Annotated in this window: 8 protein-coding genes and 1 pseudogene; 1 reads left to right on the top strand and 8 read right to left on the bottom strand. The window is 42.0% G+C overall.

The window, feature by feature from the left end; genetic code table 11:
* Positions 1-283: adenylate/guanylate cyclase domain-containing protein (locus tag VK664_RS19515; protein WP_461400378.1), on the bottom strand; the 283-nt coding region annotated here is incomplete at its 3' end.
* Between the two features lie 313 nt (positions 284-596).
* Between VK664_RS19515 and VK664_RS19510 the strand changes: the two genes are divergently transcribed.
* On the top strand, positions 597-920 hold the full coding sequence (locus VK664_RS19510; RefSeq protein ID WP_461400377.1) for a GYD domain-containing protein: 324 nt from the start codon (positions 597-599) through the stop codon (positions 918-920).
* Positions 921-985: 65 nt separating this feature from the next.
* Here VK664_RS19510 and VK664_RS19505 read toward each other — a convergent pair whose 3' ends face one another.
* The 7 genes and pseudogenes from VK664_RS19505 to VK664_RS19475 all read right to left on the bottom strand — a co-directional run.
* A complete protein-coding gene (locus VK664_RS19505; RefSeq protein WP_461400376.1) occupies positions 986-3,178 on the bottom strand; it encodes a glycoside hydrolase family 31 protein in 2,193 nt (730 codons plus the stop codon).
* Positions 3,179-3,252: 74 nt separating this feature from the next.
* Positions 3,253-4,026: an SDR family NAD(P)-dependent oxidoreductase gene (locus VK664_RS19500; protein ID WP_461400375.1), complete on the bottom strand. Its 774-nt coding sequence runs from the start codon at positions 4,024-4,026 to the stop codon at positions 3,253-3,255.
* 90 nt (positions 4,027-4,116) lie between these two features.
* Positions 4,117-6,282 carry a hypothetical protein gene (locus tag VK664_RS19495; RefSeq protein ID WP_461400374.1) on the bottom strand — a complete coding sequence of 722 codons (2,166 nt, stop codon included), beginning with the start codon at positions 6,280-6,282 and terminating at the stop codon, positions 4,117-4,119.
* A 40-nt stretch (positions 6,283-6,322) separates the two neighbouring features.
* Positions 6,323-7,162 carry a helix-turn-helix domain-containing protein gene (locus VK664_RS19490; protein WP_461400373.1) on the bottom strand — a complete coding sequence of 280 codons (840 nt, stop codon included), beginning with the start codon at positions 7,160-7,162 and terminating at the stop codon, positions 6,323-6,325.
* A 20-nt stretch (positions 7,163-7,182) separates the two neighbouring features.
* Positions 7,183-9,828 carry a carbohydrate binding domain-containing protein gene (locus tag VK664_RS19485; RefSeq protein ID WP_461400372.1) on the bottom strand — a complete coding sequence of 882 codons (2,646 nt, stop codon included), beginning with the start codon at positions 9,826-9,828 and terminating at the stop codon, positions 7,183-7,185.
* 41 nt (positions 9,829-9,869) lie between these two features.
* Positions 9,870-11,663 (bottom strand): RagB/SusD family nutrient uptake outer membrane protein, encoded by a 1,794-nt coding sequence (locus VK664_RS19480; RefSeq protein ID WP_461400371.1) that lies wholly within the window; start codon positions 11,661-11,663, stop codon positions 9,870-9,872.
* 97 nt (positions 11,664-11,760) lie between these two features.
* Positions 11,761-12,189 (bottom strand): annotated as a pseudogene (locus VK664_RS19475) (hypothetical protein); the annotation flags it as partial.

Raw genomic sequence — 12,189 nt, 5'->3', positions numbered from 1 at the left:
AAATATCCCCGGTGTGAATTCCTATCCGCACTTCTATCCTGGGTTCTTTTCTTAGCGTTTGTTGTATTTCGACAGCACAGTTAACAGCTTCAATAGCACTGTTAAACATACTCAATGCTCCATCGCCATAGTTTTGAAGAATTTTTCCATGGTAAACAGATACATAATTTTCCAGGGTTTCCTTCATTTTATGCCGCATGAGCCGGGCCTGTTTTTCGTTTTGCTGCATAAGGGCAGTATACCCAAACATGTCGGCAAACATTATTGCAGCAAGTTGTCGCATACGTAAATTTAGCACAGATTAAATTGATCCACTAAAGAAGATATCGATCTGAATTTTTAGTATATTCAACTGACAGATAGTACAATTCTATTCAATCCGGCAGACCGGTTTGGTTTCCCTCTTCCGTTCCTCAAAAAATGCAGTTGTTCTTCCCTACCTTAAGTTTCGGTTTTAATCAAATTACCTCATTGAAACAATTAAGCCTTGTGTCAATTTTCGCTTTACAGAAAGTAAAAATGGAGACCAGCGACCATTAGAAAAACGGGGCGAATCCGAAAAGCCATAAGAGTAGGAAACCTTAAAACATTAAACAATGAACAAGTTTTTGATCAAAGGAGTTTATAACTCTGATGGAATGAAAGGACTTATGCAGGAAGGCGGTACCGGGCGCAAGAATGCCATTGAGAAGATGTTGGCAGCAATTGGCGGGAAAGTGGAATCCTTTTATTATGCCTTTGGCGAAGCAGATGTGTATCTTATTGTCGAATTACCGGATGAAATTGCTGCAGCAGCTGTCGGCTTAAAAGTGAATGCTGCCGGCCTGGTCAGGATCTCAATGACCGGTTTGATAAGCCCGGATGATATTGATGCCGCAACCAAACAATCCGTCAATTACAGGGCTCCGGGTGCAAAATAATCTAAGTAACTGGAATCGTTTTCCAAATTCGAAGAACTCAAATAATATCAACAGAATAAATTTCATTACCTCGTCATAAAAGTAAAGATGACCCTGGCAACGTTGTTTGGCTTTCCCGGTTGTGCGGCACCGATCGTTCCGGATAGTTTTCCCGACTGGTCCCTGGTAACCTTGATCTGTCTCCAGCTATATTCACCTTTCTCATAATTGAATGACTCGCCATCGTCGTCATACAAATTATAGGTTGCCGGCATCGTTCCATAGTGCCGGATTTCAAGATCAACTTTTTCGCCTGCTTTTGGGGAATGTAATCTTGGTTTCATCATAGGGATGATACCTCCGTCTTTGACGTAAACAGGAATTTTATTGAGACCAGGGGATACGGTAATTACAGATCCATCGCCCACAAAATCACCAGTGAAGAAGTCGTACCATTTACCTTTAGGTAATACCACCGTACGTGTTGTATCGCCTGCAAACAGAGGTGCGACAAGCAGGTATTCACCGGCCATATACTGATCTTTGATCTCTTTTGTGGTTGCTTCCAGGTATGGGTTCTCTTCAAGGTTGGTAGTTGCCGCTTCTTTCTTTATTTGCTGCTTGAACCCTGGTTCAAGCGCCATGCCCCTGAATGGTGGAGTTCCCTCAAAATGATATTTTGCAAACTCACTATACCAATAGGGCATCATCTGCATACGCAGTAACGACAGTTCTTTTACCTGTTCGGCAACCTCGGGATAGGACCATGGTTTTGTACCACTTGCCCAGGCATTGATCATGGCCATGGGCGAAAAAATAACAGTTTGAAAACGTCTTAGCCATTCCTCAGCGGTTTTTGATGCTCTTACTTCGGGCGTCCATAAAACACCGGCAGTGCCGCTATTAATCAAAGCTGTGATAAAATCCCGGTGATTATAGTAATCATTGTAAATAACATAAGGCATAGATACACCACCACCATTATTCGCACGCACTAAACCATAGGTCCTTTTGTTTTGATTACGGAACATTTCGGCACTATACCTCATCACAAGCATGCCATATGTTTGCCGCATTTGCTCTGCGGATATACCTGAGGGGAAGGTTGCCAAATCGGGCCATAACCATTCATCGTAACCATCTACTTCATCGACCTTATATCCACTCACGCCGATGCTCACCTGATCTTTCGACAAGTGATCAAAAAATATTTTCCGGGCTTGTGGCATAGTCAAATCCGGCACTTCCCCCACCCAAACAGTATGCGATCCGGTGTATGGAGTTATAGACTTATAAAAAGTGGCTTCTTTGGAAACATAGGGGTTGATCCACAGGTTCAGTCGTATACCTTTATCCAACATTTCCTTTACGAATTTCTTAGGATCCGGGTAGCGCTTCTTATCCCATTCGAATGTGCCGGGATAGGACCTGCTTTGCCATCCTGGTTCAAGTCCGACAAAGTCCAGGGGATATCCTTTTTCTTCAAACAAAGCCACCTCCGCAGCAACTTCATCAGATGTATATAAAGACTTTACCCGCTGTGTAAAACCAAGACCCCAACGAGGGGGTAACGGACCTCCACCATTAAATAAATTGAAACGCCTTACAGCATCAAGAGGAGTCGGGCCGGCAAATACATAAACCTCCACACCTGGAGCTCCGATAGACATCTCTACAGCATCTGAGTAAGGCCGGGCCGACCAGGATTTATCGGTATTACGGTCTTTTTCTATAGGAGGATGTTTACTGTCTTTCCTGACCCCGGATCCCGCATAAACATTGATATAGCGCGCGGCATTTATAAAAACCCCATACCCATCCGAGGATACATAAAAAGGTGTGGGCGCATGTGTACGACCATTGTCTTCTTTACCATAATGATCTACGTGTAACTGTAAAATTTTGCCTCGCTGGTGAACCGTTTGAAAGTTTAAACCAAAGCCATAAATCTGTTCGTCTTTATTCAAAGGAAAGCGTAATTGTGTTTTGCCATCTATGACAGCACCCGATATTTCAGATTGGTTTAGTGGAAAAGCCGCTGCGCCCAGCCTGTCTAACCCGTTGTTATCCGGCTTTGCACCGGAAGCAGTCAGTAAATTATAGACTTCAGGTTTGCCAATGATTGCCTTATATACACCTGGTGCAACCTGTTTCCATTTAACCTGGGAAAAGACTGAGAACGTCGCGCCTGATAATAACGCGAAGAGTATTAATTTCTTAAATGAAATTCCATCGGGCTGGCCCATACGTAAATGTAACAATGTTAAGGTTTTTCTCATGGCTTTTTCAGAACGTACCCTCGCCGGTCCTGACTACAATTTTTGAGCATCTTGTTAATTTCTAATGATATCTTTTAGTTTACCGGCAGCGGCGTTTCAAAATAACGGGAAAGTGTACTTAGCCCTCCGTCAACTTTTATATCCTGTCCCGTCACAAAGCTGGCCTCATCGCTTGCAAGGAATGAAGCCACACTTGCAACTTCTTCAGGCTCTCCCAGCCTTTCCATGGCATGCATTTTTAAAAACTTTTGCAACAACTCTTGCCCTTCAATTTCGTATCTCTTCGTATTCAGAGGTGTGTTAATAGTACCGGGGGAGATCGAATTAAATCTTACATTATAAACACCAAACTGCCCTGCAAGTTGGTTGGTCATAGCCACCAACCCACCTTTTGCAGTAGCGTAAGCTGTCCAGTTATACCAACTACGATAGGCTTGCATGGAACTCATATTGATAACACTTCCACTTTTTTTTGAAATCATAATAGGAAGTACTTCGCTGATGGTTCTGTAGGCACTGGTAAGATTAGTATTAATTACCTCCTGCCAGTCACTCTCCGGCATTTCAATAATATTTGCGTTAATTGCAACTGCCGCATTGTTTATCAGAATATCAATTTTACCGTGTTTAGCAATAACTTTTTTAACAAGTTCCTGCACATCTGAGGTGATCCTGACATCACAGAAAATAGGAGCGCCATTTATTTTTTTTGCCTCACAAATACATTTCTCATTATCAATATCAGCCATTATTACATAGGCCCCTTGTTCAGAAAAAAGTTTGGAACAGGCCAACCCAATGCCTGATGCTGCACCAGTAATAATCGCCACTTTATCTTTAAGCTTCATTTTTGTAAAAATTTTTGAACGAAGTATGTAGCCTGCATCTCCTATAGATTAAGGTACCTTATCAATTAATGATCAAAATATAATTATCATCTACAAAATTTTAAACTGTATGGGTTTTCCCTGGTATACCACTTTACCGTCCAGGGTGACCTTACAGAAAGATTTGGAAACTGACACATTTATAAAATGTTCCCTGAATCCATATCCTTTAATCTCTATTTTATCCTCAAGTGTAGATTGCGGGTTGATCCACAGGGTCCCATCTATCCTTGGATCTAAGCCAACAAGCCCATACAAAATCGCCTCTGCCCCGGTTATGCCTGCAATTATATTGGCACGTTTAAATGTGGGAGACGCAGGACGATCACAAAAATGCTCCTGCGGAAAATAAGGCCATTGCTGTCCAAGCCAGAATTGTCGTTTTAAAACATCCCATGCTTTTTCAGGAAAATGTGCCTGATAAAGGTCTAAGGCAAGTTGAGCAACATCCCCCGTATATGCACCTCCACCGCCCCAGTCTGTGTCAGTTACTTCATAGTGAAGAGAATCTGCTTTAGATATGCTGCTGACGCCAAAAGGAAAAAGAAATTTATTCTCTGTCAATTGTTCTATCATCCTCTTCTTCATATTTGGGGTACAAGCCCCTGTTCTAATCATATCAAACACCTGAATCGAGTATACCAGTTCTTTATGGCCATCCGGATATTTACAATAAAACCAACCTGCCTTTTCATCCCACAATTCATTTCTGATATTAACTGCAATGGAATCCGATTTTTTCTTCCATTGATCAATTTCCGATTTATTGTATCCCATCTTTGTTCCCATCTCCGCCAATTTTCTAAAACTCCATACTCTCTCAGCATTAGGACTCGGCACCATATGCTCCCAACCCATTCCTCTCATTTCCAATAAATTTTTTTGTTCCCCGTAATCAATAATGCCATTAACCATTGGTCGCTCCTCATCTTTTAATACCAATCTTTTAACCTGCGCGAACAGATCCGGATCGATTTCCTTCTGGCAAGCAATAGCATAAACCAAAGCTGTGAAACTGGCAGTGCTGTAAGCATACCTGACACCTGTTCCCGCTCCATCCTGGGTGAAGGCATTGTATTTTTCCAAATCAATAGAAGCCATGTTACGTACTATGTCCATTATCTTATCTCCCATCATTAAAGAAATAAGATTAGGAGCATAACCGGCTATATCCCAGAGGTAGCTTGTCATCGACCCGCCATCCAGACCACTGGTGGTAAGTGAAGGATTCAACTTAAAGTCAGGCTTTTCCCAGATACATACAAGCCCGGAAACAATAGCTCTTTTATAATAACTCTCAAGGTCTGAATTAGCGGACTTCAAAGATGGGATATTGCCGAGTGCCCATTTTAAACGATTTTGCCATATTTCATTGGTTTTCCTTTCCCAGCTTGACAGATCATTGCTTACTGGCGCCGCACTTGCGACATCCGAAAATACAACTGCAACATAACCGGTCTTTCCTGTGTGAGGATCTATTGATAAATTATTTCCTTCCTGGAACAGGTTTAGTTTTATTTTATCTGTACTCCATTCATTGTTGCCGGTTTTGGTTACTTTAATAGATTCAGCAGGAGGCGAGTACCCAAAAGGGGCTGGAGAATATCCCCATGGAGGTGGCATAAATCCCCAGTCTTTTAACGGAATAACTGAGGGTTTACCCGGATCTAATAATGGAACAAGAGAAAGCACCAATTTTTTATCTGCCAGGTTTCTTACCTCATAGCGGAGCATGAACCCTGATCTGTCTGCCAATGGAATTAAATGAGAGGTTATTTCAAATGAAATTAATCCATTAGAATGCATTCTATGGTAAATGCCCCTGCGTATAATTCTGTCGGGTTGCCAAGTTCCACCGGTATAAAGAATATTATTGGTCCTGCTTCCCCAGACAAATTGATCACGGATGGTATCTCCATTGGCTACAAATATTGCTTTAAATGAAAAATTTCTGCCGGAAATGGGTGGGGACATTATATCGGCTGTTCCAAGAATTGATCCTAATACGGGATTAACAGTAGTATATCCGCTGCCCACCCAAAGCTGAGCTTGCGGGGTTACTAATTTATTCAGATCGATGGCAAAATCTTTCAATTGCCACCCAGAGCGTAAACCATCAGCCTGAGCATATAGATTCACGGTAAAAGCGATCGCTGTCAAAAAAGAAAATGTGACACGTTTTGATGCAATAAATACAAGTGAATACTTCAAATTCATATTTTGTGTAGATAAAATAAATACTTACCTGAATATTTCATTAAGCAACATTTTGATTCATTTGCCGGAAATAGTAAGGTGTTACCTGATAAAATTTTTTGAAAGTCTTATAAAAATGAGCCAAACTATTAAATCCACAATCGCTACAGATTGTCTTAATTGGAACGTTGGTTATTACAAGCTGTTTTGCTGCATAATTCATCCGTAATTCCGCTATAAGATCAGAGAGTGATTTATATAACACCTTTCTTATAGTCCGGTTTATATGGTCGATATTCTTTCCACAAATATTTACAAAACCACTGTATCCCTGTTTAAATAATTCCGGGGTACAAAAATCCTGCATTGCATTGTGAAGCCAGAGAGGAATTTGTTTGCTCTTTACAACTATATCTTCGTTTGCAGCAATTGAACGGAAAATAAACAACAATAAGCTATCAAGATGAAGAAGAGAATTTCGAAATCTGAAACATCCTTCTGCCCTCCTTGAAATTTGCCGGATTAATGCTATATCGACAGATGTTGTAAAAGGCAGGAAGTCATCGGTCCAGAAATAATAATTCAAATCAGGGAAGTAACGGGTCCGGAGATAATGTAAGGTGCCTGTCGAAAAAGCAAGATTCATAATGGTAAGCCCTTTTTTTGAAGACGTAAAAGTATGCTGGTCATCAGGACGTATCATAACGATGTCTCCCCGCTCTAATTTTATTTCCCGGCCATTTATCAAATGAATTCCGCTGCCGTTTTCAACCCAAAAGATTTCTGCAAAATCATGTTTATGCAAGGAAATATCCCTGCGGGAATAAATTGTCACCCTTGCTACGTGAAGAACTTCGTCTTCCCGGATAAAATCATGGAAAAAAAAAGACTGAATATCCATTAATTAAAAACAATTTAGCATCACTTTTCTTTTGTTTTAATAATACCTTTTGTCCTGATAATATATAAAGGAAACTCGCCTGTCCGGGCAGCTTTCGCAGAAACAGGGTTGCCCATCATGTCGAGTACTTTATCTCCTCGTTTTAAATTTGCTACATCCTTAAGCGATATTGGAAAGTCGGACCAATAAACATCAACAGTACCTTTATCATTTTTGAAATGTGCCACTTTCACCCGTGCTGACTGATATTCCAGATCGTCAAAACCTGCAGGGGCGGCGTCTTCTGTAAGAGCTACCATCGCAGCATGCGCAGCTATGCCGGGGCCCGGGATACCTGTTACTTCAATAAACCCGCTGGTCATATCCGCGTTCACCTCTCGTCCGGCAGCAGATGTGTACAATTCAAAATCAAAGTAATGTTTTACACCCATTGCTTTAAAAAAAAGTGCAGCCCTTACCATAGATGCCGCAGCATTTGGTTTTTTTGCCGGCGAGGAAGACGGTATACGATAAGTTGCCAACCAGCTCCTTCCTCCCTGGAGATACATGCCTCCTTCGGTATGCCACAGAGGCATAGACAATCCCGTCCTGTTTTTATAGGTCCTGATTTTTTTCAGAATGGGTAACACGAATGAATGATCAGGATTGTTCCCGCCGGCGGCGAGGCTATAAAAATGAAAAGAGAATGCATCCATCCAGCGTCCTGCTCCCTGTTCTAATATCTCCCAGCCTAATGATGCATTTATACTTGCTACGGCCGGCCCCAATAAGGTGACAGGATCCCCAATGGAATCAAGCACTTCCCTGGTGGCTTTCAGCAGTTCAATATACACTTCATCTTTTTTTAATTCCGGCTTCACTTGCAGATAACCACCATCAGGTTCATTCCACACCTCCCATGTTTTTATGTAAGGATAAAAAGCAGTATAACATTTAAAAACATATTCTTTCCATTCATTTATTTTATTGGGAGGATAACCATGCGACCAGCGATTCTTCATTAAACTTTTGGTATTGATATCAGCTTTAAAATCAGGAACTGTCCCAAAAATCCCGGATATCTGGAACCCCTGTTTGTATGCATTCGCTATGGCATCCGTTTGAAAGTTCCAGACATCCGGTTTGGGTTCAACAGCTATCCAGGTGGTAACAAGAGGTGGCCAGGTCCGTAACCAGCGAAATCCTGCTTTCCGGGCGATTCCGAGATTATAAGGTGTTAAATCCGCATGGCCGCCAAAATACGAATCCGGCCGGTCGCCCGGCGGCGGCAATGGTGGCAATACACTATAGATCTGTTCAGCCAGTACAACTCCGGAATTTACCCGGCGGGCTTCAATACGGAAAGCGCCGAAAACGTTGACAGGCACTTTAAATAATTTTTCACCAAATCCTTTTGTATCAGATGAAATCTTAATTGTATAATCATCAACTTTTCGCTCCAGGTAATCCAACACTGCAATTTGATAAGTATTTGAAAAGCCAGGTCTCTCTCCTGCAATAACCAGCTTAAATGAAGCAGTATCTTTTGGTGTATACAGATTCGCCAGTGGTGCGTTCGTTACTGCTTGAATTGCTGCAGAGGGCGGGTAAAGAACAGCATTATTTTGTTCATCCTCAATAAAGGAAACAGCATCGATATCATATATCCCTGGCTCATTAAAACGGAAGTCAACAAAATAGACTCCATCCTGCGAAGGCCTCAATGTAACCGGCAGCGAAAATTTTTGCCATTGAACGGACGCTTTTTTAGCCTGTGTTTGCAAAGAAGTGGCCGAATTTATGCCGCCACCTGTACCAACATTAAACGTATGTGTGCTATCTGAACGGAGAAAAAAACAGAGTTGACCTTTATGTCCATATCGCGCAGGAAAATAGGCACTGGTAAGAACGGCACGACAGCCCCGGTCTATTTTCAATGTGAGAAAACGCTGCCCGTCTGGCGCATCACTTTCCGTTTTTGTGTCGAGCCTTGCATTATCGGGTGCCGGGACACCATTTCCTGATTCCTGTGATAAAGATCCAAACTCACGTTTCCGGAAAGTAGCGGTCCAGCCATCGGTACCAACCTCGAAGGATGGATTCCTGATTGGATTAACATTGGATACAGGTCCATTATCCTTAGGGGGTAGCTCAAACACGGACACATCGTCTATCCAGAAAACACCCGCCTGGTTTAAAACAAAACGGAGGGAAGTAGCATCAGGATCAGCATCTCCGGGTATTTGTAAGGTATATGCATATTGCTGCCATTCATCCGTCAGGTACATCTCTGTTCGCAGATAAGTAATTCTTGGTTCCACTTCCCTGCGCACCATTACCGTGAGATTTGCGCCATTGCTAACACCCCTTGCCCAGAATTTTACTTGTACGGATGATTTTGGCCGCACAGCCAGGTGCGGAAATGCAAACATGACAAGCGGTGAATTGATCACTTTGACCAATTGTACTTTTATTGACCAGGTTCCCCCATGAGGATTTTTGTTGTCAAGTTCGGCGGTCACTTCATTTTTCATCCAGTTATCCAGTTTCCAGGGATCTCCACCATCCTCAAAACCGGGATTGGATACCAGGTTATCGCCTGGAGGCAGCTGTGCAAATATTTGAAGCCCGATCAACAACAACAAGGCCGTAAATACAAAAGACCGGTTTTTTATTAAGTTCATCATTATGGGCACTAAAACCTTTTATATATCAACCTGGCTCTTAATTAATAACCATAACCCTGTTTAAGGTTTGGATTACTGCTAAGCGTTGTAGGTCCGTAAGGTAAAATCTCTCTTTGATTGGGTACAAAACTTCCCGCCCAATCCGTAACAAATGCACCTTGATAAGCCGCTGCCCAGTTTACACTTGTATATCCTGCCGGAGCAGTTGCCAGTTCTCTTTGATAATAGCCGGAAGAATAAACAATGCCTGTCGATGAATTATTCAGAAAATACATTCTTGCCGGAACATTGTCATATGGTGGTTGTCGTACTCTGAACTTTGCCAGGTTTGCCCGGGTTTCGGTAAATATTGTATTTATAAGATTCCATCTGATCAGATCCCATTTTCTTAAACCTTCACCACCAAATTCAAACATCCTTTCGTTGGTAATGGCAGTAAAAAAGCCCTGGTAATCTGCCGGTATAGTCCCCATTTTGTTAACATCCCCATTAAATCCTCTTAAACGTACCTGTTTAAATGCATCTACAGCGGCTGCAGTTGGAGCCTTGTTGATTTCATTTTCTGCTTCAGCAAACATCAGCAACACATCTGAATAGCGTATCATAGGCCAGCTGATACCGGCATAAGCTGATGTATTGGTTGGTAATGTTGCGGGATTAGAATGCCAGTCTCTCCTGAACTTTGCCATTACAAAAGGTCCGTAAGAAGTGGAATAGCCGATATAAGAACCCGAACCATTTATAGCATAGCTTGCTATGGTTATATCTCTTCTTATATCCATACTGTCAAATTTGTAGAAATAAGTAGGAAGCGCCCAATTGGAACCTGACCCGTTTGAATTAACTCTCGTTCCATCAATAAAACCTATTCTGCCATCTGAAACACCGGTTCCACCAGATAGCCCCACCTGAAATAAAGATTCTCCGTTAGGCTCAATTTTATGTGCATCGAAATTATCTTTAAATACGGCGAGGAAACTTGGATTCAATTTGTGCCTGCCGGAATTCATTATATCATTGCATTCATCCCTGGCAATTTTATAATAATTCAGGTAGTCAGCGGTACGCTCCATTTTCCTGGATGCTGCTCGAAGTGAAAATCCGCCTCTGAATAAAGCAATTCTTGCCCTTAGTGCTTTTGCTGCTCCCTTTGTGATTCTTTCATCTGCCGCAACACCCGGATCACCACGCCATGGCAGTAAGGTGCCTGCCAGTAACAAATCGTTCAATATATGATCATAAATTGTATCACGGTTTGTTGCAGGTAGGTTCAGATCTGTTTGATCAGTTGAAGGAATATAAGGAGCCGGTACATCTCCCCAGAATTTAATTAAATCAAAATAAAACTGTGCTCTTAAAGTCAGCACTTCGCCGTAAAGTCTCTGCAGACTTGCCTTGTCGGCCGCAGATCCGTTTTTATATAACGGCATGTTCGGAATATTCTTGATGCAATGATTGGCGCGGTCGATACCCGGATAATATATATTCCACTCTGCATCCAGTTCAAGATTTGTTGCCACGGCATTGTAGCGGCTAAGTGCCTTAGCACCATTATCACCCCCAATTATATTTGTATTGCTTGCATTACAATACGATTCATCACAATCATTGGAAAAATAATAGTTGATCCTTCCTCCATACCCTCTGTCCCCTGCAAGAACGGCATAAGTGCCCAACACTGCTTTATATGCATCGGAGACGCTGCCAAAAACATAAGTTTCATCAAACGCAGAGTTGGGAGTGAGGCTCAGATATTTTTTACACGAATTGATTATTGTTATCGTGAATAACAATCCGGTTATGATAAAGATCCGGTGACTTATTTTAAGTTTCATCCGTTCATTTTTATTTTTTATGGTCGAATGGAACGCCCTGTGAGCGTTCCCCTGTGTGTCAAAAGATTTACATGGGCGTTTCATATTCTTAATATTTTTAAAATTTAATATTTGCACCAAAAATAAACGACCTGCTGCGCGGGTAAGGTGATGAATCAACACCTGGTGTTACATAATTTGAATTTTTTGTACTTACCTCCGGATCAAGGCCGGAGTAATTGGTAAGAACGGCGATGTTGTTTACCGTACAATAAACCCGAATGCTGGTACTTCCTCTTTTCAGCAGTGACTTTAGTGGTAAATTGTATCCAAGCGTAATATTGTTAAGGCGTAGGAAAGAGCCATCTTCTATAGCCCATGAATCCAATTCAAGATAATTCCCCCCTTTGATTGGCTGCCAGATACTGGCATTTTGATTTAGTTTGGACAGAACATCAGGAGCAACTCCTGCCGGCACAGCTTTACCACTTACAGTAATGGCCCATTGTTGTGCAACGCCGTTGCCATCAATCGTGCGCCAGCGGTC

It is taken from the genome of Flavitalea sp., from assembly GCF_035489435.1.
Lineage (GTDB): Bacteria > Bacteroidota > Bacteroidia > Chitinophagales > Chitinophagaceae > DATHKG01.
This window is presented reverse-complemented; position numbering and strand designations above follow the sequence as displayed.

Bases quoted from the DNA above. Each gene is read 5' to 3' on its own strand.
- VK664_RS19505 (WP_461400376.1), bottom strand. From the start codon at position 3,178: ATGAGAAAAACCTTAACATTGTTACATTTACGTATGGGCCAGCCCGAT.
- VK664_RS19485 (WP_461400372.1), bottom strand. From the start codon at position 9,828: ATGATGAACTTAATAAAAAACCGGTCTTTTGTATTTACGGCCTTGTTG.
- VK664_RS19500 (WP_461400375.1), bottom strand. From the start codon at position 4,026: ATGAAGCTTAAAGATAAAGTGGCGATTATTACTGGTGCAGCATCAGGC.
- VK664_RS19495 (WP_461400374.1), bottom strand. From the start codon at position 6,282: ATGAATTTGAAGTATTCACTTGTATTTATTGCATCAAAACGTGTCACA.
- VK664_RS19480 (WP_461400371.1), bottom strand. From the start codon at position 11,663: ATGAAACTTAAAATAAGTCACCGGATCTTTATCATAACCGGATTGTTA.
- VK664_RS19490 (WP_461400373.1), bottom strand. From the start codon at position 7,162: ATGGATATTCAGTCTTTTTTTTTCCATGATTTTATCCGGGAAGACGAA.
- VK664_RS19510 (WP_461400377.1), top strand. From the start codon at position 597: ATGAACAAGTTTTTGATCAAAGGAGTTTATAACTCTGATGGAATGAAA.